The sequence below is a fragment of the Nonomuraea deserti genome, assembly GCF_004348685.1.
GTDB classification, from domain to species: Bacteria; Actinomycetota; Actinomycetes; order Streptosporangiales; family Streptosporangiaceae; genus Nonomuraea; species Nonomuraea deserti.
Genome location: NZ_SMKO01000163.1, coordinates 1 through 24,143 on the forward strand (window position 1 = coordinate 1; position 24,143 = coordinate 24,143).

Below are 24,143 nucleotides of genomic sequence, written 5' to 3' on the forward strand. Positions count from 1 at the left end.
CAGGTCCTGCCCCCGGCTCGTGCCCCCACCCGGTCGCCGGCGCGCACCCCTGCCCGGCCGCCGGCTCGTGCCCGTTTCCGGGCATGGCTCCGCCCGACTCCGTAACCGTCATTGTTCTGCCGACCCTTCGCGTCGCCACTGACCCCCTGCAGGTCAGGCCGCTGTCGAGAATCAACTTTATGGGCCTGACCCCTCGGTCCGGTCAGCGGGTGGTAGGCCCGCGGTCAGCGGTGGCGCCGAACCTGCGGTCATGACTCTTTCCGCGACACAGCCGCCCGCCTCACCTGCCGCGCCCGCCAGGCCCCGATGGTGGCGGCGTCCCTGGGTGGCGCCGCTGATGGTGGTGGCGGCGGCGTTCCTGGCGTTCTCGCTCCCGCCGTACCTGTCCTTGGACCCGAGCCAGTCACGCGTTCCCGCACCGGACTTCTTCCCGCCGCACTTCGTCGTCCTCTCGCTACACGTCGTGTTCGGCTCGGTGGCGATGATCACGTGCTGCCTGCAGATCTGGCCCTGGTTCCGCGCGCGTCATCCGCGGGCGCACCGCTGGATCGGCCGCGTGTACGTCTTCGGCGGCTGTCTTCCCAGCGGGGTCATGGGCCTGGTGGTCGGGGTGGCCACCCCGTGGGGCCCCGTGACCATGGTCAGCAACGTGCTGCTGGCGCTGCTCTGGCTGGGCTGCACGTTCGCCGGATGGCGGATGGCCAGGCAGCGCAGGTTCGTCGATCACCGCAGGTGGATGGTGCGCAGCTTCGCCCTGACCATGTCCATCATCACGAACCGTCTTTACGGCGTGATGCTGGTCGTCCTGTTCATGCCGCAATCGGAAACGGCGTTCGGCGGCGACGAGGCCGCCATGGGGAGCACGGTGGCGGCGCTGAGCGCCTGGCTGGGCTGGGTGCTGCCGCTGCTGCTGGCCGAGTGGTGGCTGGAGCGAGGCGACGCCGCCAAGCGCCGCCGCCTCGCCCGCAGGCACGCGGCCGCGACGCCGGTGACCGCGGACCTGCGGACGCCGCAGGGCTGAACCACCCGAGCCCTGCCACCGCGACCCCGCGCTGCCCGCGCACCAGGGTCGGGCACGGCGACCACCACCCACTCATCAGCCACGGCGCGGCAACCGCCGCGCAGGGCCAGGCCACGCCACACCCAGCCAGACGACGCCATGCCAGGCCACGACGCCACGCCAGGCCACGCCACGCCAGATCACCACGCCCGGCCAGAACCACGCCACACCCAGCCAGACCACGCCCAGCCGGACCACGCCACGCCCGGGCGCGCCCCTGTCGCCGCCCGGCGATGCGCCGCTCGTACGGAGGTCAGTGTGTGAGGATCCTCCGCAGGAACCGCCCCGTGTGGCTCTCGTCCACCAGCGCGATCTCCTCCGGCGTGCCGCTGGCGACGAGCGTGCCGCCGCGCGACCCGCCCTCGGGCCCCATGTCGATGATCCAGTCGGCGGTCTTGATGACGTCGAGGTTGTGCTCGATGACGATCACCGTGTTGCCGCCGTCGACCAGCCGCCCGAGCACGCCGAGCAGCCGCCGGATGTCCTCGAAGTGCAGGCCGGTGGTCGGCTCGTCGAGCACGTAGATCGTCCGGCCGGTCTGCCTCCGCTGCAGCTCGGAGGCGAGCTTGACGCGCTGCGCCTCGCCGCCGGACAGGGTCGTGGCCGGCTGCCCGAGACGCACGTAGCCCAGGCCGACGTCGTTGAGCGTCTGCAGGTGGCGCTTGATCGCGGGGATCGCGTCGAAGAACCCGAGGGCTTCCTCGATCGGCATGTCGAGCACTTCGGCGATCGTCTTGCCCTTGTAGTGGACCTCCAGCGTCTCCCGGTTGTAGCGGGCGCCGTGGCAGACCTCGCAGGGGACGTAGACGTCGGGCAGGAAGTTCATCTCGATCTTGATCGTGCCGTCGCCCGCGCACGCCTCGCAGCGGCCGCCCTTGACGTTGAAGCTGAAACGCCCCGGCTGGTAGCCGCGCACCTTGGCCTCGGACGTGGCCGCGAACAGTTTGCGCACGTGGTCGAACACGCCGGTGTAGGTGGCCGGGTTGGAGCGTGGCGTGCGCCCGATGGGCGACTGGTCGACGTGGACGACCTTGTCCACCTGGTCCATGCCGTTGATCCGCGAGTGCCGCCCCGGCACCGTGCGGGCGCCGTTGAGCTCCTTGGCCAGCGCGTTGTAGAGGATGTCGTTGACCAGCGTCGACTTGCCGGAGCCCGACACGCCGGTCACCGCCGTGAACACGCCCAGCGGGAACTCGATGTCGACGCCCTGGAGGTTGTGCTCGCGCGCGCCCTTGACGGTGATCTGCCGCTTCTTGTCGCGCTTACGGCGGTTGGCGGGAATCGGGATGCTTCTGCGCCCCGACAGGTATTGCCCGGTGAGCGACTCCTCGCTGGTGAGCAGATCCTGCACCGTGCCGGAGACGACCACCTGGCCGCCGTGCTCGCCGGCGCCCGGCCCGATGTCGACGACCCAGTCGGCCGCCGCGATCGTGTCCTCGTCGTGCTCGACGACGATCAGCGTGTTGCCCATGTCGCGCAGCCTGACCAGCGTGTCGAGCAGGCGCATGTTGTCGCGCTGGTGCAGGCCGATGGACGGCTCGTCGAGCACGTAAAGGACGCCGACCAGGCCGGAGCCGATCTGGGTGGCCAGCCTGATGCGCTGGGCCTCACCGCCGGCGAGGGTCGCGGCCGCGCGGTCCATGGTGAGATAGTCGAGGCCGACGTCGAGCAGGAAGCCCATGCGGGCATTGATCTCCTTGACCACCCGCTCGGCGATCTGCATGTCGCGGTCGGACAGCTTGAGCGCGGCCAGGAACTTCGCGCACTCGCCGATCGACATCGCCGCCACCTCGGCGATCGACTTCCCCGCCACCGTCACGGCGAGGGTGACCGGCTTGAGCCTGGCCCCCTTGCAGGTGGGGCACGGGATCTCCCGCATGTAGCCCTCGAACCGCTCGCGGGCCGCGTCGCTCTCCGCCTCCGCGTGCCTGCGCTGCACCCAGGGGATGACGCCGTCGTAGGTCGTGTAGTAGGAGCGCTGCCTGCCGTAACGGTTGCTGTAGCGGACGTGCACCTGCTCGTCGTGGCCGTACAGCAGCGACTTCTGCGCCTTCTTCGGCAGCTTCTCCCACGACGTGTCGAGGGTGAATCCGACCGCGTGGCCCAGCGCCTCGATCAGCCTGCTGAAGTATTCGCTGGTGTGGCCGCCGGACCACGGGTGCAGCGCGCCGTCGCGCAGTGTGCGCTCGGGGTCGGGCACCACCAGGTCGGGGTCGACCTCCATCTTGGTGCCCAGGCCCGTGCACTCGGGGCAGGCGCCGAACGGCGAGTTGAACGAGAACGAGCGCGGCTCCAGCTCCTCGAACGACAGGTCGTCGTAGGGGCAGTAGAGGTGCTCGGAGTAGAAGCGCTCGCGATTGGGGTCGTCTTCGGGGAGATCGACGAACTCGAGCGTGATGGTGCCGCCGGACAGCTGCAGCGCCGTCTCGACCGAGTCGGTCAGCCTGCGCCGGGCCGACTCCTTGACCGATAGGCGGTCGACGATGACCTCGATGTCGTGCTTCTCGTACTTCTTCAGGGTGGGCGGCTCCTCCAGGCGTACGACGGTGCCGTCGACCCTGGCCCGCGCGAAGCCCTTGGTCTGCAACTCGCGGAACAACTCGGCGTATTCGCCCTTGCGGCCCCTGATGACAGGGGCGAGCACCTGGAACCGGGTGCCCTCCTCGAGGTCCATCACCCGGTCGACGATCTGCTGCGGGGTCTGCCTGGCGATCGGGCGGGTGCACACCGGGCAGTGGGGCTTGCCGATGCGTGCCCACAGCAGCCTGAGGTAGTCGTAGACCTCGGTGATCGTGCCGACCGTCGAGCGGGGGTTCTTGCTGGTCGCCTTCTGGTCGATCGACACCGCGGGTGACAGGCCCTCGATGAAGTCGACGTCGGGCTTGTCCATCTGACCGAGGAACTGGCGGGCGTAGGCCGACAACGACTCGACGTAGCGCCGCTGGCCTTCGGCGAAGATGGTGTCGAAGGCCAGGCTCGACTTCCCGGAGCCGGACAGGCCGGTGAAGACGATCAGCGAGTCTCGCGGCAGGTCGAGCGAGACGTCTTTGAGGTTGTGTTCTCGTGCACCACGCACGATCAGGCGGTCTGCCACGGCGATCCCGGAGGTCGAAAGGCGGATAGGTCCACGGCGGATGGTAGACGGGGGCTCCGACAATTTCGGCGGCGCGGACTCACGTGCGAGTGACCGGCTCCCGAAACGCGTCCATCACAGGTTACGGCCATCTCCCACCTCGCAGGAGCCCTTCACCGCTCAACCTTCTGACCTGCTGCTTTCATCCCCGATCCAGCGGGGACACCCGAAATGATGAAAAATCCAGACATGGTGGTCCTACCCGCGCTCCAAGCCGAACTCTCCGCCGCGACCAACCGGCTGCTGGCCACGGCCGCGTCGCTCAGTGACGCCGACCTGGCCGCCCCTTCCCTCCTGCCCGGCTGGACCAGGGGCCACGTGCTCGCCCACGTCGCCCAGAACGCCGGCTCCCACCTCAACCTCCTGGCCTGGGCGAGGACCGGCGTACGAACCCCGCAGTACCCCTCGCTCCAGGCCAGGGCCACGGCGATCGAGGCCGCGGCCGCCCGCCCGGTCGCCCGCCACCTGGCCGACCTCGAGGAGGGAGCCGCCCGCGTGGCCGCCGCGATCCGCGACATGCCGGGCGAGTGCTGGTCCGCGCAGGTGGAGGGCATGCGCCCGCCTCCGCACCCCGCCTGGTACCTCCTCGTACGCCGCCTGCGCGAGGTCGGTTTCCACCACGTGGACCTCGACGCCGGGTACGGCCCGGCGGACTGGCCGGAGCCGTTCGTCATCCGGGAGCTCCACGACTGCCGGGCGTGCTGGCCACGCGACGACGGCACGGTGAGCGAAATCGTCCTCAGGAGCCCGGCGGGCGGGATCGTCGCCAGGTGGCCGCGGCTCGGCTCCGGGCCTGCCGTCGAGGGACCCCCCGCGGCCGTGTTGGCCTGGCTCACCGGCAGGTCGGGCGGCGAGGGCGTTACGCTGGTGCCCATGGGGCGGTTGTCGACACCAGAACCGGCGGCGCTTCCGGCGCCGCCGCCGTGGCTGACGGCTACGGCCCCCGCTCATCTGCCCGCGACGCCCCCGGAGGACTACCCATGACTTATACAGGTGACGTCCAGGTCGGTGGCCCCGCCGACGTGCGAGAGCTGCCCGCGCTCACGATCTCCAAGCTCGCCGTCGGCCCTTATGACAACAACGCCTATCTGCTGCGCTGCACGGAGACGGGCGAGGGTCTGCTCATCGACGCGGCCGCCGACTCCGACCGCCTGCTGGCGCTGATCGCCGACCAGCCGATCCGCGCGGTCGTCACCACGCACCAGCACCCCGACCACTGGCAGGCGCTGGAGCAGGTCGTCAGAGTGACCGGCGCCCAGACGATCGCCCATCCGCTCGACGCGCCCGCGCTGCCCGTGCCGGTCGACCGCACGGTCGAGCACGGCGACACGATCACCGCAGGCGCGGTCAGCCTGGAGGTCGTCCACCTGCGGGGGCACACACCGGGGTCGATCGCCCTGCTCTACGACGGCGGCGAGGCAGGTCATCACCTCTTCACGGGCGATTCCCTGTTCCCCGGCGGCGTCGGCAACACGTGGAAGGACCCCGAGCGTTTCACCCAGCTCTACAACGACGTGGTGGAGCGCGTCTTCGACCGCCTCCCCGACGAGACCTGGGTCTATCCGGGCCACGGCAAGGACACGACCCTCAGGGCCGAGCGCCCCGCGCTGCCCGAGTGGAAGGCCCGCGGCTGGTAGTCGCGCCGCCGGACAGGGTCACCGCCGGGCGGCGAGCACATGCACGATCCGCTCGGCCGCGAGGGCGGGATCGTCGGTCAGGCCGACGAGCTCGCCCCACGACCAGCGGTAGAACCAGCCCTCCGAGAGAGGTACGCAGTCGACGGTCTCGGCCAGCAGGATCGTGTCGGGATCGCTGATCCGCAACGCCGGCGGGTAGGACCGCAGGGTGGCGGTCAGCCCGCGTTGCTCCAGCTCCTCGGCCAGCTTGCCGAGGAAATAGGTGCGCGTGTGCTCGCGCGGCTGGGCCGGCATGGTTCCATCAAATCCGAAGGCGGGCGGAAAATCCCATCAGTTGCCGATGCGCTCGGCTTCTTTACGGAGTTCGCGCTTGTAGAAGAGCATCCGGAGCGGGATCGCCGCCACGAGCGCGATCTGCATGCTCGCACCGATCTTGATCGGCAGGTCGCCCCCTTCCGGCCAGGCCACCCAGAACGTGAGGAACGCCACGTTCACCATGATCCAACCGAGCACGACCGCCGCGAGCTGGCCCTTCGGCTTGGGATATTCGATCCGGCTGACCATCAGCCACGCCACGCCGAGGACGGCCAGCAGCGCGTAGATGCTCGGCTGGAACAGCAGCACGATCGAGATCACCGTCATGGCGCCCATCGGGATCGGCAGGCCCATGAAGTCACCGCTCTTGGTCTTGACGCAGGCGAACCTGGCCAGCCGCACGACCCCGGCGACCAGCACGGACGCCGCCGCGACCAGCACCGCGGTGAACGGCACCTGATCAGTGAACCCGCCCCAGATCACGACCATGAACGCGGGCGCGAACCCGAAGCTGATCACGTCGGCCAGGTTGTCGAGCTCGGCGCCCATCGCCGACGCGCGGAAACGCCGCGCGACGAGGCCGTCGAACAGGTCACACGTCGCCCCGATGAGCAGCAGCACGATGGCGGTGGCGAAATAGCTCGGATTGGGCACGAACGGGCCGCCGGCCATCTGGAGCTGCATGATCGCGGAGTAGGCCAGGACGCACACCGCCATGAACCCGCAGACCGCGTTGCCCAGCGAGAGGGAGTCGGCGGCGGACAGGCGGAACGCCTTGCCGACGGGGCCACGAGGCTCTTCCTCATCCGCCTGCCAACTACCGGCGTCAGCCGCGGTCAATTCCGGTCACCCCCGCAACTGTCTTCTCCCCCACGGACACCGCAGGAGTAATACCTTCGGGAAGGTAGATGTCGACCCGCGAACCGAACCGGATGAGCCCGATTCGCTCGCCCGGCGTGACCTTCGCGCCCGCGCTCAGGTACGGCACGATCCTGCGCGCCACCGCGCCCGCGATCTGCACCATCTCGATGTCGCCCAGCGCGGTCTCGAAATGCCACACCACGCGCTCGTTCTGATCGCTGTCCTTGTTGAACGCCGGCAGGAACCCACCTGGCACATGCTGCACGGATGTGACATTTCCCGCAAGGGGGGCCCGATTGACATGAACGTTCAGCGGGCTCATGAAGATCGCGATTCGGGTGCGGCCGTCCGGCCACGGGTCGATGCTCTGGACCACGCCGTCGGCGGGTGACAGGATGCGGCCCTGACCCGGTGTGCGGTCGGGGTCGCGGAAGAACCAGAGCATGCCCCCGGTGAGCGCGCCCAGCGGCACCGCCGCGAGCGCCCATCGCCGGTCCCTGCGCGTCAACAACGCGGTGGCGGCCGCCGCGGCCGCTGTGGGGAAGAGCCACGGGGAGACCCCGCGTGCGAGCCTGACAGATTTTGCGCGGCTCGACTTGGCAGAATCGGACACGTACAACCTTTGGTGGTGGACTGGACTGGGCGCTTTGCTGTGATGTTACAAAGCTAGCAACTATGACACAGCGCAACTACACAAGCAAAGCGCCACGAAGCCCAACAGCTAGACCTGCTCTGAATGAGCCGCCTCGCCTTTGCGCGTGTCCATACGGGCCTTGACCAGGCTCGCCACGGTGGTGATGACCATAGTGGCACCGATGACCGTGAGCGACACCCAGATAGGAATTTCGGGCGCCCAGGAGACATGGCTGGCATGCAAGGCCTCCATAACCAGCTTAACCCCGATGAACCCGAGGATGAACGCCAAACCATAGCTGATGTAGACGAGCCGCTGCAGAAGCCCGCCGAGGAGGAAGTACAGCTGACGCAGCCCCATCAGGGCGAACGCATTAGCCGTGAAGACGATGAACGGATCCTTGGTGAGCCCGAAGATGGCGGGAATCGAGTCGAGGGCGAACAGCAGGTCCGTGCTCCCGATCGCGACCATCACGATGAGCATCGGCGTCACCATGCGCTTGCCGTCGATCTTGACGGTGACTTTCGACCCGACGTACCCCTCGGTGGTGGGGAACGCCCCGCGCACCCACCGGAGCAGGATGTTCTCGTTGACCTCTTCCTCTTTGCCCCTGACGTGATCACGGACGATGTTGACCGCGGTGTAGATGAGGAAGGCGCCGAACACGTAGAAGAGCCAGCTGAACCGCTGGAGCGCGGCTGCGCCGAGCGCGATGAAGATGCCGCGCATGACGAGCGCGAGGACGATGCCGACGAGCAACACCTTGTGCTGGTAGGCCCGCGGCACGGCGAACTTGCCCATGATGATGAAGAAGACGAAGAGATTGTCGATGCTCAGGCTGTATTCGGTGATGTAGCCGGCGAAGAACTCACCCGCCTTGTCGCCGCCGTACGTGGTCCACAACAGGACACCGAACGCGGCGGCCAGGGCGACGTAGAATGTCACCCAGTAGCCGGCCTGCCGCATGGAGAACTCACGGGCTTCACCACGGTCGACGATCCACAGATCAACGGCCAATACAACAAGAAGACCGCCGATCACGGCGATCCAGGCCCACGCGGGTACGCTCACTCAAACCCTCCGGCATACACGAATCATTGCCGGAGGTCTCTCCCGCCCGCGTCTCCTGCGGACCGGCAGCCCCGGGGGCCCCGTGGAGCGGGGCTGCACCGTGATGACGAGGCTGTCGCGAAGGGATACTCCCCTCCCTAACCCAGGCAGTATACGAGAACGCCCTGAGCCCGCCTAATCATCCCTGGGATCTTCCCCGCCATAGACGGCCAGCACGCTCCGCACGGCGGCGTCCTCACCGGGCATCTCCCGGCCCCGCCGCTCGGCCTCCGCGGCGAGCGCCTCCGCAGCTCCCGGTTCTGCGAGCAGCTTCCGTACGGCCCTCCGCAAGCCCTCCACGTCCCCATATGTGACCAGAATTCCAGCGTTGCCCAAGATTTCCGGAATCCCCCCGACATCGGATGCGATGGCCGGTGTGCCCGTCATCAGCGACTCCCGCAGGGTCAGCGGCTGCCCCTCCCAGCGGCTCGGCATCACCAGGGCGACGGCGGCATGCAACAGGTCGGGCACGTCCTTCCGGTGTCCCAGCAATCGCACGGGAAGACGTTCCGCGTCGATCCTCCGCTGCAGCTGCGCGCGCAGGGGCCCGTCCCCCGCCACCACGAACAGGGGCGCCCTCGCGGCGCCGCGTGCGCCACCCGCCCGCGTCCCGGCCCCAGCCCCAAGCCCTGGCTCAGGCTCAGGCTCAGACTCAGATGCGGGCGCGGGCGCGGGCTCAGGCGCGAGCGCGGGCTCAGGCTCAGGTACGGGCTCAGGCTCAGGCTCAGGTACGGGCTCAGGTACGGGCGCAAACGCAGGTGCAGGCGCGGGCTCTGCGGCAGGCTCAGGTGCGCGGTCCTCCTCCCACGGCCCGGCCGCGACGTCGAGCAGCGTCTCGAGGCCCTTCTGCTGGGCGAGCCTGGCGACGGTCAGCAGGATCGGCCGTTCGCCGGCATCCAGTGCGTCCCTGACCTCCTGGGGTGTGCGCTCGGCCGGCCTCGGCACGGGCGCGGGCACCACCGCGGCCCGCACGTCCCTGGCGCCGAGCCGCGTCATCCGCGTGCCGAGGTCGGGCGACACCACGACCACTCGACCGGCTCCCCTGGCCACGAGCCGCTCCAGCACCCCGTAGACGACCCCGACGAACCCTCCGGCGGTCAGCGCGTTGTGCAACGTGACCACCAGCCTGGGCGCGCTCCGCCCTCGCCCACCGGCCTTCCCCAGGCGCCCCGCTCCCCGCGAGCCCGGACGGTCCGCCCCGCTCGACTCGACCACCGTCCCGGAGCTCCCGCCGGGACCGGCGGCCGCACCCGGCGCCGCCACCACGCCGGGCGCCGCCACCACACCGGGCGCCGCCACCACACCCGGCGCCGTCACCGCGTCCGGGCCTGCCGCCGTGCCCCGCTTGACCAACGTGCCCGGCCTGGCCAGGGCGGCGAGTGCCCCGGCCCGCAGCCCGTGGGCGTGCACCACGTCCGCGTCACGCGTGAGCCGCCTGATCGCCAGCACGGCGCGCAGGTCGTTGACCGGATGCGGCCGATCGGCGACGGCGACCTCCATGAAACGCGCGCCGGCCCCGGCGTACGAGAACTGCTCCTCCACGCTGCGTGGCCCGAGCACGAGCACCCGGTGCCCCCGCCGCACCAGCCCCTCGACCAACGTCAGGACATACCGCCCGGTGCCTCCGGACGTGGTGCCCAGTACGAAAGCCACCCGCACGACCCTCTCCTTCCTCGCTGACCCGCCGACACACCTGAACGCACCACACACGCCCGCCCGCCGCACACGCTCTGGCCGCGCCCGCCAACCACCGCACACGCCGACTCGCCACACGCCGCACACGTTGCTCGCCGCACGTGCCCGGTCCCCATTCGTGCCTGCTCATGACCGGCCGGCACGCGCACCGCAGAACACCGCGCCTCGCGCAGCCGGCGCACCATCACACCTTGCCCGCCGGTCACGTCCGCCCGCGCCGCAGCAGCTCGGCGACGGCGGCGGCGTCGGGCCGGTCCGCCAGGGCCACGACGGCGACGCCGACGGCCAGCGCGACGGCCGCCGCCACCACCGCGGCCGCCAGGCTTGCCCAGCCGCCGCCCCACTCCAGCCAACCGGCCACGGATGACCCCGCCAGGTATCCCAGCGTCCCTCCGGCAGCGGCGGCGCCGACGGCTCTGACGAGCCCAGTCACGGCGCCGCGCCCCCGGGCCTGCACGACCGAGGCGAGCAGCAGCGCCCCGCCCACGCTCATGCCCACGCTCATGCCGAGCGCCATCCCACCGATCTTCCACCCTTCGGGCAGCAGCAGCACGAGGACGACCTGCGCGGCCATCACCACCATCCATCCCACCACGGTGCCGGTGGCGGCCGCCCGGCCACGGCCGGCCGCGTACAGCACCCGGCTCGCGTGCGCGATGAGCCCGTAGCCCACCAGCCCGGGCGCGAACAGCGCGATCGCCGCGGCCAGCTCGGGCGCGGGCACCTCGCTCCTGGCCCCGAGGAACACCACGGCACCCGGTCCTGACGCGGCGGCCAGCACCCCGGCGGCCAGCCCGGACACCAGCACCACGGCCCGCGTCGTGCGCGCGGCCAGCGCCGAGAACGCCTCCGGGTCGCCGGCCTGCGCGGACAGCCGGGGGAACGCGCTGGTGGCGATGGGCACGGCCAGCACGGCGTACGGCATCAGGTAGATCGCCCACGCGTAGTTGTAGACGGTGATGGCGCCGTTGCCGATCGCGTTGTTCGACAGCAGCAGCACCACGATCATGGCAGCCTGCTGGGCGAGGAGGGCCGCGATCCCGGCCAGGGCGAGCCTGCGCACCTGCACGGCCACGCCGCCGGGGAAACGTAAGGTGGGCCGCCACCGCAGCCCCAGGCGGGCCACGGGGCCGGCCACGGCCAGCACCAGGGACAGCACGCCGAGGCTCGTGCCGATCGACAGCGCCAGCTCGGCCGCCCGCGGCACCTCGGCGGGATCGCGGATCCCGCCGCTGAGCGGCACGAACAGCAGGTAGGCCACGATGACCACGATGCTGGACACCAGAGGCGCGACCGCGGGCCCGGCGAACCGCTTGTGCGACTGCAGCACGCCGTAGAGCACGACGGCGACGCCGTACAGGGGGATCTGGGGGGCGAAGATGACCAGCATGCGGGTGGCGACGGCCGTCACGGCGCCGGCATCGCGGCAGTTGTCGATGACGTCGCCGAAGAACAGCCCGGTGATCGGCTCGGCGAGCAGCGCGGTGAGCACGCCCAGCGGCACGAGCACGACGACCACCCACGTCAGCAGCGCCGAGCTGATCCTCCCTGCCCGCTCGCCGGGCCCGCCGTCGTCAGCCGCGTCCGCACCGCGCCCGGACGCCCCCGCGAGGACGGGAACGACCATCCCCGCCAGGGCGCCACCGACGACCACCTCGAACACGATGTTGGGGATCTGGTTGGCCGTCATGTAGGCGGTGGACAGGCAGTTGGTGCCGACCGTCTGTGCGAAGGCATATTGCTTGGCGAAGCCGGCGATGCGTGCCAGCACCGTGAGCGCCCCGATGAGCAGGGCACCGCCGGCAACGCCCCGCGCCGTCACCACCCGCACGCCGCCTCCCCGCGCACGATCATGCTTACGCAGACATCCTGGCAGGTCGTACCGACAAACGCGGCCGGCGGGTCACGCGGGGTCGACGGGACGGCGGCCCATCATGTCGAGGCGGTTGAGCACGGGGTTGCCGGCGATGACCTTGGTGAAACTGATCTTCTCCGCGGCCGCGGTCAGGGCCACGACGGTGCCGAGCAGGACGTAGCGGCCGGGCCTGCCGAGCCCGGTCACCGCGGCGAGCCCGAGCAGCGCGCCCAGGGAGTTGGCACCGGCGTCGCCGAGCATGGCGTGCTCGCCGAGGTCGTCGGGCAGCAGCGCGGCCGCGGCCCCGAGCGGGACGGCGGTCAGCGCCGCGGCGGCGGGCGAGTCGCGCAGGACCGAGGCGGCGAGCAGCGGCCCGCCGGTGAGCAGGCCGACCTTGATGGCGCGGCCTGGGCGCAGGTCGAAGAGGTTGGCGAGGTTGGCTGCGCCGGCGATGGCCGCGCCGTTGACCAGCGTGTCGGCGGGACCCTTGGAGACGAGGGCGGCGGCGCCGATGCCGGTGGCGCCGATGCCGAGGATCTTGACGGCTCCGCTGGTGACCTCGCCGCGGGCGAGCGCGGTCAGGTGTCCCTTGAAGCCCTTGGAGGCCGTGGTGCCGTAGAGGTCGTCGTAGGCGCCGAGAGCGCCGCTGCCGGCGCCCGCGAGCAGCGCGGCGGCGCGTACGCGGCCGGGGATGCCGGGTGTGAGCGCCGCGGCGGCGCCCGCGCCGGCGACGAACGCGGGGCCTTCCAGCAGGGTGATGGGCTCGCCGCGATGGTTCTTACGTGTCCACCGGCCGCTCAGCTCGGCCGGCCGGTTGCGGGTGAACGCGGCGTAGGCGGCGCGGGCGGCGACGGCGCCGATCGCGGCCCCTGCTAGGGCGTAGAGCATGCTACGGGCCCGGCTGGCAGGCATGTCAGCTCCCTGACTCGCTGGTGGGGGATGGAGTGGCGGACGGCACCGCCGGCATGGGGGCCGACGCCCCGATGCCCACGCCGTAGTGACCGGAGCGCCCGGCCAGCTGCTCCTGGAGGGATTGGACGATCACGACGCGGCCCAGGGGCATGTCGCCCGCGTCGACAGTGGTGACGCGCTTGGCGATGTCGCTGTCGTCGCGGGTGTGGCCGATCGGGTCGCCGGGGACGGCGGTGGCGGCGGCCGGGCCTCCGGCGAGCACCGTGCCGTTGCCGCCCACGTCGAACCCGTCGGCCATCGAGGCGATCGCCCCCGCCTGGGCCTCCGCGCTCTCCCCTTCGAACGGCTTCTCCGGCGCGAGCACCACGACGAGCGTGGCCCGCTTGCCGGGGTCGCCTTCGACGCTGAGCAGCCCTCCCGTCTCGAAGGCGCTCAGCACCTCGGTGGTGGCGGCGTTGGGGGTGCCGACCTGGGTGGGGTCGGTGGTGACCAGGGCGGCGGAGAGCAACGTGGCGGCGCGGTCCCAGGCGGTGGCGGTCTCGGGGAAGATCATGTTGGCCGGTTTGAGCTGGTTGACCAGGCCGTCGAGCACGCCGGTGCCCTTGGGGTCGAGGAACTTCTCCGTCAGCGTGACGCGCCCGGAGATCTCCGCGCCCGCCTGGCCGAGCACCTGCTGCGCCGCCTCGCGGATCGTGGTGCTGGAGCCGGGCGTCTCGACGAGGAGCACGCTCTGCCCGGCCAGGTCGCCCGCCACGATGTCGGGCGTCATGGAGGTGATGAGCGCGTCGTTGGCGGCCTCGCGGCCCTGCAACGTGTCGATCTGCCCGCGCAGCTCCTCTTTCGTCTTGGTGAGCGCGGCCGTCATCTCCTGCGCCGACTTGACCGCAGGCTCCTGCAACAGCGTGGTGCCCAGCACGATTCCCACCGCCAATGCCAGGAAGACGGCGACGATGGAGACGAGGTGGTAACGAAAATCGATCACGAGAAGAGTCCGACCAGCCAGAAGATGAACGCGTTCCAGGCGTCTTGCAGGCCGTTCAGCCAGGTCTGGCCGATCGGCGAGAGGAAGAGCGCGACCCCCATGGTGATCAGTGCGGTGATCGCCAGCAGGAGAAGCTGCGGGGTGGTGATGCGGCTGCGGTAGAGCCTGCTCACGCCTTTGGCGTCGATGAGCTTGCTGCCGATGATCAGGCGGGTGAGGAAGGTGCTGGCCATGCCGGCGCGGCCCTTGTCGAGGAACTCCTCCAGCGTGCCGTGGGTGCCGACCGCGACGATCAGCTCGGCGCCCTTGTCGTCGGCCAGGAGCATCGCGATGTCCTCGCTGGTGCCGGTGGCGGGGAAGATCACCGCTTCGCGGCCGAGCTGGTGGACGCGCTCGAGCCCGGGGGCCCGGCCGTCGCGGTAGGCGTGGACGACGAGCTCGGCGCCGCAGGTCAGGGCCTTGGTGGAGACCGAGTCGAAGTCGCCGACGATCACGTCGGGCTGGTAGCCGGCGTCGAGCAGCGCGTCGGCTCCGCCGTCGACGCCGACGAGCACCGGACGGTATTCGCGGATGTAGGGCCGCAGCGTGGCGATGTCTTCCCGGTAGTGGTAGCCGCGCACCACGATGAGGACGTGCCTGCCCTCCATGGAGGTGCGGATCTCGGGCACGCCGACGCCTTCGATGAGGAGCCTGCCCTCACCGCGTACGTATTCCATGGTGTTGACGGCGAACGCCTCGATCTGGACGGCCAGCCCCGCGCGCGCCTCGGCCATGGCGGCCTCGACCGTCTCGACGCTCTGCTCGTCGCCCTTGCCGACGATGTCGTCGTCGAGGTAGACGACGCCGTCGCAGACCCGGACGACGTCGCCGTCCTTGACCCGCTCGAACAACTCCTGGTTGGCGTTGTCGATGAACGGAACGCCCGCTTCCAGCAGAATCTGCGGCCCTAGGTTGGGATAGCGGCCACTGATGCCGGCGGCGGTGTTGACCACGGCCGCAGCCTCGCACGCTACAAGAGCCTCCGCGCTGACCCGGTCTACGTCGACATGGTCGATGATCGCAATTTCCCCCGGCTGGAGGCGTTTGGTGAGCCTCTTGGTTCGCCGGTCGATTCTCGCCACTGCCGTTACACCGGGAAGGCTCTCGGCCTTCCAACCGCGGAGGCCCGGCATCCTGCTCCCCGGAACCTTCATCATGACCATCCTGCCAGAGAGAAACCGCGCAGGGGCCACGCATGACGCGGCGTGTCCACTATGTCACCCAGGATCACCTGTCCGCCGCGGCGAGCCCCAGCAGTTCCTCGGCGTGCGCACGGCCCAGTTCGGAGTCCTCCAGACCGGCCAGCATGCGGGACAGCTCACGCACCCGTCCCTCGTGGTCGAGCGCCACGACCCCGCTGCGCACGACGCTGCCGTCGCTTGCCTTCTCGACCACCAGATGCTGATCGGCGAAGGCCGCCACCTGCGGCAGGTGGGTGACCACAATCACCTGCGCGGTGCGGGCTAGCCGGGCGAGGCGGCGCCCGATCTCGACCGCGGCCTTGCCGCCGACGCCCGCGTCGACCTCGTCGAACACGAACGTCGGCACCGGATCCGCGCCGGCGAACACCACCTCGATCGCGAGCATCACCCGGCTCAGCTCGCCGCCGGACGCTCCCTTGTTGAGCGGCAGCGGCGGCGCGGCGGGATGGGCGGCCATCCGCAGCTCCACCTCGTCGCGGCCCTCGGGGCCGAACTCCTCGCTCTGGCCGAGCTGGACGACGACCTTGGCGTGCGGCATGGCCAGCGCCGTCAGCTCCTCGGTCACGGCCTGGCCGAACCGCTCGGCGGCGGCCTGGCGCACCTCGGTGAGCTCGGCCGCCAGCTCGGTGAGCCGGTCGGCCAGCTCGTCGCACTCGCGGGTCAGCTCGTCGATGCGCTCGTCGTCGCCTTCGAGCTCGGACAGGCGGGCCGCGGCCCGCTGTGCCCACTCCAGCACCCCGGCGCTGTCCTCGCCGTACTTGCGGATCAGGCCGGAGAGCACCGACCGGCGTTCCTGCACCGCCGCCAGCCGCGCGGGATCCGCCTCGATCGACTCCGCGTACGCCGCCAGGTCGGTGGCCACGTCGGAGATCAGGTAGCCGGCCTCGGCCAGCCGGTCGGCCACCCCGGCGAGCTGGGCGTCGAAGTCGCGGACCGCTTCCACCGCCGACTTCGCCTCGCCGAGCAGCGAGATCACATCGTGCGGGCCGCCCGCGGCCTCCATCGGGTCGCCGAGCAGCGCCGTGTGCGCCGTGGTGGCGGCGCTGCGCAGCGCGTCGGCGTGCGAGAGCCGCTCCTCCTCGCCGCGCAGCTCCGCGTCCTCGCCCGCTTTGGGATCGACCTTCTCTATCTCCTCCAGCCCGAAGCGGAGCATGTCGGCCTCCTGCGCCCGCTCCCTGGCCCTCGTGGTCAGCTCCTCGAGCAGTGCGGTGGCCTTCTTGTGCCGTTTGTACGCCTGCGTGTACGCCCGCAGCGGCTTGACCAGCTCGTCCCCGGCGTAGCGGTCGAGCGCCGCGCGCTGCCGGGTCGCCTGGAGCAGCCGCTGCTGGTCCATCTGCCCGTGCACCGCCACCAGGTCGTCGGCGAGGTAGGTCAGGGTGCCGACGGGCACCGTGCGCCCGCCGAGCCACGCCCTCGACCTGCCTTCCGCGGAGACGACGCGCGAGATGATCAGCGCGCCGTCCTCGACCTCGCCCCCGATGTCCTCAACCTGCTGGGCGACGTGACCGCCCGGTTGGACGACGAGCGTGCCCTCGACGGTCGCCTTGTCGGCGCCCGGCCGGATGCGCGAAGGATCGGCCCGGCCGCCGAACAGCAGGCCGAGCCCGGTGACGACCATCGTCTTGCCCGCGCCGGTCTCGCCGGTGACCACGTTGAAGCCCGGCGAGAGCTCGAGAACGGCCTCATCGATGACGCCGAGCCCCTGGATGCGGACCTCCTCGACCCTTGGTCGCACTGCCCACTCCCGTTCACTGCCCTGTCTGATGGTCACCCGGATCGTGTCCGGAAGCCCGCAGCCGCAGACGCCGCTGCCGGCGCTGGACCGCTGGGGGCGGCCCACCATGCCCACGTGTAGGCCACGTGCATGCCCACGTGATCCTACGCGCTCTGCCTTCCATTCATTCAGGGTCGCACCCTTCCGCGCCATCCCTGCACGGGTAGCTCGAACTTGGCCACCAGCCTGTCGGTGAAGGGGGCGCCGGTGCTCTCCACGCCGTGCAGGCGCGCCAGGCGTACGGGCTCGGCGCCTCTGCGGACCTCCACGCGCGTGCCGGGCGGCAGCTCGAACCTGCGGCGCCCGTCGCACCACAGAACCCCGCACGGCGTGTCGGGCAGGATCTCGACGGCCAGCGTGGAGCGCGGCGAGATGACCAGTGGCTTGGCGAACAGCGCGTGGGCGCTGATGGGCACCATGAGCAGCGCCTCGACCTCCGGCCACACGACGGGGCCGCCGGCGGAGAAGGCGTAGGCGGTCGAGCCCGTCGGGGTGGCGCAGATCACGCCGTCGCAGCCCCACCGGGACAGCGGCCGGCCGTCGATCTCCGCGACGACCTCGAGCAGGCGCTCCTGCTTCTCGACGGTGACCTCGTTGAGCGCCCAGGTGTCGGCCAGCACCTGCCCGTTCAGCCTGGCGACGACGTCGACCGTCATGCGCTCCTCGACGTCGTAGCGGCCCGCCACGACGCTGTCGACGGCCGTGGCAAGGTCGGCGACCTCCGCCTCCGCCAGGAAGCCGACGTGCCCGAGGTTGACCCCCAGCAGCGGCGTGCGGGCCGGCCTGGCCAGCTCGGCGGCGCGGAGCAGCGTCCCGTCGCCGCCGAGCACGATCATGACCTCGGCGTCCTTGACCGCGCCCGGATCGCCCGGCACGGCCTCGACCCGGTCGCTGCCGATCTCGCCGGCCTCGGAGTCGAGCACCCTGACGGTGATGCCGGCGTCGATCAGCCGGTCGACGACCAGGCGCGCGCTCTCGACCGCGGCGTCACGCCCGGTGTGTACGGCGACCAGCACGTTCCGGTTCATTGCGGCCCTTCCTCGACGGCCCGCTGGATCTCTGCGTCGAGGTCGGCGACCGGCGGCTCGCCTTCCCCTTTGCCCAGCCAGAGGAGATATTCCACGTTTCCCGACGGCCCCGGCAGCGGGCTCGCGATCACGCCGCGTACGGTGAGCCCCAAATCCTGAGCCTTGGCGGCGGCGTCGCGCACGGAACTCGCCCGCAGCCCGGGATCGCGCACCACGCCACCCGCCCCGACACGGTCCTTACCCACTTCGAACTGCGGTTTGACCAGCATCACGAAATCGGCTCGCGGCGCGGCCACTCCGGCCAGGGCGGGCAGGACGAGCCGGAGCGAGATGAACGACAGGTCGCCCACGACCAGCGTGGGCGGCTCGCCGACCATGCCGGGGGTGAGGTCGCGCACGTTGACGCGCTCCATCACCGTCACCCGCTCGTCGGTGCGCAGGGACCAGGCCAGCTGGCCGTATCCGACGTCGACGGCCAGCACGTGTGCGGCCCCGCGGCGCAGCAGCACGTCGGTGAATCCGCCGGTGGAGGCGCCCGCGTCGAGGCAGCGGCGGCCCTCGACCGCCAGGCTCCCGAACGCTTCCAGCGCGCCGAGCAGCTTGTGCGCTCCGCGCGAGACGTAGTCGGGCCCGTCCTGCGAGTCGGCCACGACGATGGCGGAGGCGGTGTCGACCTGGGTGGCCGGCTTGCCGGCCCGCCGTCCGCCGACGCTGACCCGGCCGGCCTCGATGAGCTGGGTGGCCTGCTCGCGCGACCTGGCCAGCCCCCGGCGCACCAGCTCGCTGTCGAGGCGGATCCTGCGGCTCACCGCTCTCCCGCGGGCCGCTCGCCGGCACCCTGCCCGCCCGGCTCGTCCACGGCCGCCAGCGCGCTCTCCAGCCCGGAGAACGCCGCGTCGAAGATCGCCACGTGCTCGCTCACCGGCTGCTCGCCCAGACGGCCGAGACCGGTCACGATGGCGTCGACCCGCTCGTCGCCGGTCCCTTCCGGCAGCTCACTCATGTCTTGACGTTAACGCCTCCGGCGAGCGTCCGGGACCTTGGCAGGCCCGTCAGTCGTTGAAGCTCGTACGGGGTGCTACTGATGTGGAACGCTACCGTCCGCGAAGGAAGAAAGGATGCGCACCATGGCAAGCGTCGAGGAGTGCCGGACGGCACTGGCCAGGCTCGTCGACCAGTTCGACGAGATCGACGAGGCAGACCGTGCCAAGCACGTCGTCGAGCGCACGGTCAGCTGCCGGGTCTCCGACCTCGACGTGACCTTCTACGGCCGCCTGACCCACGGGGGGCTCGACCCGTTCACCGAGACGCCGCCGTCCGACGGCAAGCCCGCCGACGTCAAGCTCACGATCGTGAGCGACGACCTGATCGCGCTGGTCGACGGGGAGCTCGACCTGGCCCGCGCGCTGCTCGGGGGGCGGGTGAAGGTCGACGCCAGCTTCGGCGACCTGCTGCGGCTGCGCAGGCTGATCTGAGGGGCCGCCGGCCCGCACCATCGCCCAATTGTTTAATGGACACGTTAACTATTAGGCGATAGTGTTAAGCAATGCGTTCGATCATCGAGACCGAGGGCCTCTGCCGCGCCTTCGGCGACCACCACGCCGTCGACGGGCTGAGCCTGGCGGTCGCGCCGGGCGAGATCTTCGGCCTGCTCGGCCCCAACGGCGCGGGCAAGACCACCACGATCAGGATGTTGTCCACGCTGCTCCCGCCGAGCGCGGGCGCGGCGCTGGTGTGCGGGTTCGACGTGGTGACGGAGGCGGAAGCCGTACGCCGCCGCATCGGCTACGTGATGCAGCAGGTCTCCCCCATGGGCCACTACCTGCTGACCGGCAGGGAGAAGACCGAGATCGAGGCGTCCCTCTACCACGTGCCGCGGCGGCAGGTGAAGGCCAGGGCCCGCGAGGTCCTGGAGCTGGTGGGGCTGTCGGACAGCGCCGATCGCCTCGTGGCGGGATATTCGGGAGGCATGCAGAAACGCCTCGACCTGGCCTGCGGCCTGCTGCACCGGCCCGACCTGCTGATCCTCGACGAGCCGACGCTCGGTCTCGACGTGCAGTCACGCCATCACATGTGGGAGCACATCCGCTCGCTCTGCGACGAGGGCATGAGCGTGCTGCTGGCCACCAACTACATGGACGAGGCGGACCGGCTCTGCGACCGGCTGGCGATCATCGACCGCGGGCGGCAGGTGGCCGGCGGCACTCCGGCCGAGCTCAAGGCGGCCATCGGAGCGCCGTCACTCGACGAGGTCTTCCTCCGGCACACCGGGCACGCGCTGCGGGAGGAGGTCGCATGATGGTGGCGCAGGAGGTGCTGGCGCTGTCCAGGCGATGGCTGCTCGTGGCGCTGCGCGAACGGCTCAGCCTGCTGTTCAGCGTGCTGCAGCCGGCCGTGTGGCTGGTCTTCTTCGCCGGTGCGCTCGGGGGCGCGGTCGATCCCCGGGTGGTGGGGACGGGCGACTACATCGCGTTCGCGGTGCCGGGCGTCATCGCGTTCACCGTGGTGGGCAACGGAGTGACGGCGGCGATGCCGCTGCTGTTCGACAAGGAGACGGGCTATCTGGACAAGCTGCTCAGCATGCCGATCAGGCGCAGTTCGCTGATCCTTTCGCGGTTCCTGTTCCAGACGGGCATGAACGCGGCTCAGACGCTGGTGATCCTGCTGGTGGCGCTGGCCCTGGGCGTGCGGCCGGAGTCCGGGCCGCTGGGGGTGCCGGCGATCCTCGCGGTGACGGCCCTGCTGACGCTGGCGCTCACGTCCGCGGCGATGGCCCTGGCCTGCGCGGTGCCCTCGCACGGCACGTTCTTCGCGATCACGGGGTTCGTCTCGCTGCCGCTGCTGTTCATGAGCAACGCGTTCGTGCCCCTGTCGGCCATGCCGGCGTGGATGGAGGCCGTGGCCAGGGTCAACCCGCTCACCTACGCCATCGAGGCCATCCGGCTGCTGGTGCTGCGGGGCTGGAGCGGCGACGTGCCGCTGTCCCTCGCGGCGCTGGTCGTGGCCTGCGTCCTGCTCCTCGCCGTGGGCGCCTGGCAATTCGCCCGCCAGACCAGCGAACGGATCGCCTGACCGCGACTCGCCCTCCGGCCGGCGCTATCCGACGCGATCCAGCACAGGCTTGACGGCGCCCTCCTCGATCTGCCCGCCGCCAGCCGCGGACCAGGCGGCGTCGCAGGCGGCCCGCAACCCGTCGATCCGGCTGCCGTCACCGTCGAGGCACAGCACGCCGTCGCGCCACTCGGCCCGCCAGCCGCCGCAGCAGCCGTCGCGCACCCCGGGATAGGGCCGCAGCAGCGCCCCGAGATCCTCCCCGACGTACGTGGGCCGGTGCCGGGGCGCCGCCGTCAGCACCTCGACCGGCGTGGCCACCCCCGTCAGGACCAGCAGGCTCTCGACCCCGGCGTTCGTGGCCCCCTCGATGTCGGTGTCGAGCCGGTCGCCCACCACCAGCGGCCGCCGGGCCCCCGTACGCAGCATCGACTCCCGGTGCAGCGGCGGATCGGGCTTGCCCGCGTACACCGGCTCGACCCCGGTGGCGGTGGCGATCACCCGCACCATCGACCCGTTGCCCGGCAACTCGCCCCGGCGCGTGGGCATCGTGCTGTCGCCGTTGGAAGCCACGAAGAGCGCCCCCTGCCGCACCGCGAGCGTCCCCTCCGCCAGCAGCTCGTACGACAGACCGGGCGCGATCCCCTGCACCACGGCGGCAGGAGACTCGGCGGCCGCCGAAACAGGCCGCAGCCCCCGATCCCGTACGGCCAGCCGCAGCCCGGACCCGCCGACCACCAGCACGTTCGACCCCGGCGGAACCCGCTCCGCGACCAGCCGGGCGGCAGCCTGAGCCGACGTGACCACGTCGGAGGCCGTGGCGGGCGCCCCGAGCTCACGCAGGTGCGCCGCGATGGCCGCCGGCGTCCGGGAGGCGTTGTTGGTCACGTACGCCAGCCGGACGCCCTTCCGCCGCGCCTCCTCCAGCGCCGCCGGAGCCCCGGGCACCGCGTAACCACCCAGGTAGACCACGCCATCGAGGTCGAGCAGCAGGGTGTCATAGCCGTCGATCAGCACAGCGCCTCTTCCCGTTTGACTCTCACGTCGCGTGAGACTTTAGCGTCGCCCTCGTACGCCACCGCAGAAGGGATGACCATGTCCGCGGAACCGAACCTCACTACCGAGGAACGCACCGAACTGTTCGGCGATTTCAACCCGGCCGAACACGCGGCGGAGGCCGAACGGCTCTGGGGCGGCACCCCGGCCTGGACGGATGCGCAACGGCGCGCCGCGTCGTTCACGAAGGAGGACTGGAAACGATTCATGGCCGAGGCGGCCGGCATCTACGCCCGCATGACCGACGTCATGCGGGCGGGCGCACCCGCGGACGGAGAGTCCGCGATGGACCTCGCTGAAGAGCACCGCGCCCACCTCACCCGCTGGTGCTACGACTGCACCTACGAGATCCACCGTGGTCTGGGGGAGTTGTACGTGGCGGACCACCGTTTCACCGCTTCCATCGACGAGACGGCGCCGGGACTGGCCGCCTACTTCCAGACGGCCATCGCGGCCAACGCCGCCCGCCACGACGCGTAACCCCGTGATCGCGCCCGACAGGATCGGGGACAACACGGGGAGCGTGTGACGCCGGGCCGCTGCCCGCAACACCGGAAGCGTATCCACCGGCCGTTGCGCGCAACACCGGAGCGCGCGAAACGACGAGCCATCACGCACACACCAGAAGCCCACCACCACCCATCACCCACAACACCAGAGCTCCTGCAACGACGAGCCATCACGGACAACACCCGACCAGCCCATCCACCAGCAACGGCACAAACGCGTCACGTATACACCGGAAAGCCCGTCACCACTGTCATGTACAACACCGCGTGCGTCTGCGCGTTCACACGCGAAGCAAGGCGCGCAACACCACCGCGCACGCCGGTGTCACCCGATGAGCACACCACGCCACCAGCACACATCCGCGACCTTCAGATCCCCACGCCACATCGCCATCGTTCACGCACATCACCAAGCCGGCCGGCCGCCGCGTACGTCCTGCGACAGCCTGGTTCACCAGACGCCTACATCTCCCGGCGTGCACGCAGGGTCGCGCGGACGCTCTTCAACGCGGACACGTAATGCCGCTCGTCCGGCCGCATGGCTACCGCGATGGCCAGCGGTTCCTGCGCGGCCTCCACATCCCCGGTCCGCCACAACGACAATCCGAGCCCGAAATAGGCGTAATCCTCAGCCGGATTGGCGTCCACGATCTGACGAAAACTGGCCGCAGCCTCGGCGTACTGCCGGGAATTGAACTGCGCCCTGGCCAGCGCCTCCAAGATGCTGCGTGATTCCGGCTCAGCCGCGGCGGCCCTCTCCAGCAGAGCCGCGGCCGCCGCCGGACTGCCGTCTTTCAACAATCTCACCCCACGCTGATACCAGTCGTAAACACCGCCCTCAGGAGCTCCCGAGCTCTCATCGTGAACGTTGCCACTCTGATCCATGCGTGAGGACTCCTTCATCTCTGAATGATGATCCCCGTTTCGCCCTGTTGCGGAACGGGACCGACTGCAACCCCGGGGCGACTTCCGGACGGCATAGACATTTATGGGAGCATGCCCGGTATGGGGACTCCTGAACTGCCGGTGCCTGATGGACTGGTGCTACGGCCCTTCCGTGGCGTGCGTTTCGCTGTCGAAGATCCAGCCAAGGTGACCTCCCCGCCGTACGACCTGATCTCCGACGCCGACGTAGAAGCCCTCCTCAACTCCCACCCCAACAACGTCGTCCGGCTCATCCTTCCCTGCTCGCCCGCCGGTGATCCGTCCTCCGCTTCCACCCCCGACCGGGAGGCCGAGCCCCAGCCCGTCGACAACACTCCTTCCTCCCCCGACACAGAACCCGAGGCC

24 protein-coding genes are annotated in these 24,143 nt (G+C 70.6%); 8 read left to right on the top strand and 16 right to left on the bottom strand.

What is annotated here, in order from left to right; translation table 11 throughout:
• Positions 1 to 250: 250 nt before the first annotated feature.
• Positions 251 to 1,021: a DUF2306 domain-containing protein gene (locus E1292_RS38235; RefSeq protein WP_132602966.1), complete on the top strand. Its 771-nt coding sequence runs from the start codon at positions 251 to 253 to the stop codon at positions 1,019 to 1,021.
• A gap of 292 nt (positions 1,022 to 1,313) precedes the next feature.
• On the opposite strand, the gene uvrA is transcribed toward E1292_RS38235, so the two are convergent.
• Positions 1,314 to 4,154 carry an excinuclease ABC subunit UvrA gene (gene uvrA, locus E1292_RS38240; RefSeq protein ID WP_132602969.1) on the bottom strand — a complete coding sequence of 947 codons (2,841 nt, stop codon included), beginning with the start codon at positions 4,152 to 4,154 and terminating at the stop codon, positions 1,314 to 1,316.
• 228 nt (positions 4,155 to 4,382) lie between these two features.
• On the opposite strand from uvrA, the gene E1292_RS38245 reads away from it, so the two are divergent.
• Together E1292_RS38245 and E1292_RS38250 are read left to right on the top strand one after the other, a co-directional pair.
• Positions 4,383 to 5,177: a maleylpyruvate isomerase family mycothiol-dependent enzyme gene (locus E1292_RS38245; protein ID WP_132602972.1), complete on the top strand. Its 795-nt coding sequence runs from the start codon at positions 4,383 to 4,385 to the stop codon at positions 5,175 to 5,177.
• Complete coding sequence (locus E1292_RS38250) at positions 5,174 to 5,830, top strand: MBL fold metallo-hydrolase (protein ID WP_132602975.1); 657 nt, start codon at positions 5,174 to 5,176, stop codon at positions 5,828 to 5,830. Before E1292_RS38245 ends, E1292_RS38250 begins: the two co-directional genes overlap by 4 nt.
• An 18-nt stretch (positions 5,831 to 5,848) precedes the next feature.
• Here E1292_RS38250 and E1292_RS38255 read toward each other — a convergent pair whose 3' ends face one another.
• From E1292_RS38255 to E1292_RS38320, 13 genes are all read right to left on the bottom strand, one after another.
• On the bottom strand, positions 5,849 to 6,124 hold the full coding sequence (locus E1292_RS38255) for a hypothetical protein (protein ID WP_132602978.1): 276 nt from the start codon (positions 6,122 to 6,124) through the stop codon (positions 5,849 to 5,851).
• A gap of 36 nt (positions 6,125 to 6,160) precedes the next feature.
• A complete protein-coding gene (gene pssA, locus E1292_RS38260) occupies positions 6,161 to 6,985 on the bottom strand; it encodes a CDP-diacylglycerol--serine O-phosphatidyltransferase (protein WP_132602981.1) in 825 nt (274 codons plus the stop codon).
• Positions 6,972 to 7,625, bottom strand: a complete 654-nt coding sequence (locus E1292_RS38265) for a phosphatidylserine decarboxylase (RefSeq protein WP_220447262.1) — start codon at positions 7,623 to 7,625, stop codon at positions 6,972 to 6,974. The genes pssA and E1292_RS38265 overlap by 14 nt, the downstream gene beginning before the upstream one ends.
• 102 nt (positions 7,626 to 7,727) lie before the next feature.
• Positions 7,728 to 8,711 carry a TerC family protein gene (locus tag E1292_RS38270; RefSeq protein ID WP_132602984.1) on the bottom strand — a complete coding sequence of 328 codons (984 nt, stop codon included), beginning with the start codon at positions 8,709 to 8,711 and terminating at the stop codon, positions 7,728 to 7,730.
• 174 nt (positions 8,712 to 8,885) lie between these two features.
• The gene (locus E1292_RS54400; protein ID WP_246090616.1) at positions 8,886 to 10,403 is read right to left on the bottom strand and encodes a glycosyltransferase family 4 protein; all 1,518 of its coding nucleotides are present in this window, start codon (positions 10,401 to 10,403) and stop codon (positions 8,886 to 8,888) included.
• Between the two features lie 244 nt (positions 10,404 to 10,647).
• Positions 10,648 to 12,276 carry a murein biosynthesis integral membrane protein MurJ gene (murJ, locus tag E1292_RS38285; protein WP_132602987.1) on the bottom strand — a complete coding sequence of 543 codons (1,629 nt, stop codon included), beginning with the start codon at positions 12,274 to 12,276 and terminating at the stop codon, positions 10,648 to 10,650.
• A 72-nt stretch (positions 12,277 to 12,348) separates the two neighbouring features.
• Positions 12,349 to 13,212 (bottom strand): hypothetical protein, encoded by an 864-nt coding sequence (locus E1292_RS38290; RefSeq protein WP_132602990.1) that lies wholly within the window; start codon positions 13,210 to 13,212, stop codon positions 12,349 to 12,351.
• Between the two features lies 1 nt (position 13,213).
• Positions 13,214 to 14,194: a copper transporter gene (locus E1292_RS38295; RefSeq protein WP_132602993.1), complete on the bottom strand. Its 981-nt coding sequence runs from the start codon at positions 14,192 to 14,194 to the stop codon at positions 13,214 to 13,216.
• On the bottom strand, positions 14,191 to 15,387 hold the full coding sequence (steA, locus tag E1292_RS38300) for a putative cytokinetic ring protein SteA (RefSeq protein WP_132603029.1): 1,197 nt from the start codon (positions 15,385 to 15,387) through the stop codon (positions 14,191 to 14,193). Before steA ends, E1292_RS38295 begins: the two co-directional genes overlap by 4 nt.
• A 73-nt stretch (positions 15,388 to 15,460) precedes the next feature.
• A complete protein-coding gene (recN, locus tag E1292_RS38305; RefSeq protein ID WP_132602996.1) occupies positions 15,461 to 17,170 on the bottom strand; it encodes a DNA repair protein RecN in 1,710 nt (569 codons plus the stop codon).
• A gap of 167 nt (positions 17,171 to 17,337) precedes the next feature.
• On the bottom strand, positions 17,338 to 18,237 hold the full coding sequence (locus E1292_RS38310) for an NAD kinase (protein WP_132602999.1): 900 nt from the start codon (positions 18,235 to 18,237) through the stop codon (positions 17,338 to 17,340).
• Positions 18,234 to 19,046, bottom strand: coding sequence for a TlyA family RNA methyltransferase (locus E1292_RS38315; protein WP_132603002.1), 813 nt, complete (start codon positions 19,044 to 19,046; stop codon positions 18,234 to 18,236). The genes E1292_RS38310 and E1292_RS38315 overlap by 4 nt, the downstream gene beginning before the upstream one ends.
• Positions 19,043 to 19,240 carry a hypothetical protein gene (locus E1292_RS38320; protein WP_132603005.1) on the bottom strand — a complete coding sequence of 66 codons (198 nt, stop codon included), beginning with the start codon at positions 19,238 to 19,240 and terminating at the stop codon, positions 19,043 to 19,045. The genes E1292_RS38315 and E1292_RS38320 overlap by 4 nt, the downstream gene beginning before the upstream one ends.
• A 115-nt stretch (positions 19,241 to 19,355) precedes the next feature.
• Between E1292_RS38320 and E1292_RS38325 the strand changes: the two genes are divergently transcribed.
• The 3 genes from E1292_RS38325 (at position 19,356) to E1292_RS38335 (ending at position 21,309) form a co-directional block, all read left to right on the top strand.
• Positions 19,356 to 19,712 (top strand): SCP2 sterol-binding domain-containing protein, encoded by a 357-nt coding sequence (locus E1292_RS38325; protein ID WP_439331940.1) that lies wholly within the window; start codon positions 19,356 to 19,358, stop codon positions 19,710 to 19,712.
• A gap of 71 nt (positions 19,713 to 19,783) precedes the next feature.
• On the top strand, positions 19,784 to 20,536 hold the full coding sequence (locus E1292_RS38330) for an ABC transporter ATP-binding protein (protein ID WP_132603008.1): 753 nt from the start codon (positions 19,784 to 19,786) through the stop codon (positions 20,534 to 20,536).
• Positions 20,533 to 21,309, top strand: a complete 777-nt coding sequence (locus E1292_RS38335) for an ABC transporter permease (protein WP_132603011.1) — start codon at positions 20,533 to 20,535, stop codon at positions 21,307 to 21,309. Before E1292_RS38330 ends, E1292_RS38335 begins: the two co-directional genes overlap by 4 nt.
• A gap of 24 nt (positions 21,310 to 21,333) precedes the next feature.
• Here E1292_RS38335 and E1292_RS38340 read toward each other — a convergent pair whose 3' ends face one another.
• A complete protein-coding gene (locus E1292_RS38340) occupies positions 21,334 to 22,305 on the bottom strand; it encodes an HAD-IIA family hydrolase (RefSeq protein ID WP_132603014.1) in 972 nt (323 codons plus the stop codon).
• Positions 22,306 to 22,383: 78 nt separating this feature from the next.
• Here E1292_RS38340 and E1292_RS38345 point away from each other — a divergent pair, with 78 nt between their 5' ends.
• On the top strand, positions 22,384 to 22,824 hold the full coding sequence (locus E1292_RS38345; RefSeq protein ID WP_220447263.1) for a TipAS antibiotic-recognition domain-containing protein: 441 nt from the start codon (positions 22,384 to 22,386) through the stop codon (positions 22,822 to 22,824).
• 491 nt (positions 22,825 to 23,315) lie between these two features.
• Here the strand turns inward: E1292_RS38345 and E1292_RS38350 are convergent, their stop codons facing one another.
• The gene (locus E1292_RS38350; RefSeq protein WP_132603020.1) at positions 23,316 to 23,738 is read right to left on the bottom strand and encodes a tetratricopeptide repeat protein; all 423 of its coding nucleotides are present in this window, start codon (positions 23,736 to 23,738) and stop codon (positions 23,316 to 23,318) included.
• Between the two features lie 177 nt (positions 23,739 to 23,915).
• On the opposite strand from E1292_RS38350, the gene E1292_RS54405 reads away from it, so the two are divergent.
• Positions 23,916 to 24,143 (top strand): DUF1015 family protein (locus E1292_RS54405; RefSeq protein ID WP_246090617.1); only part of this gene is annotated, 228 nt, incomplete at its 3' end.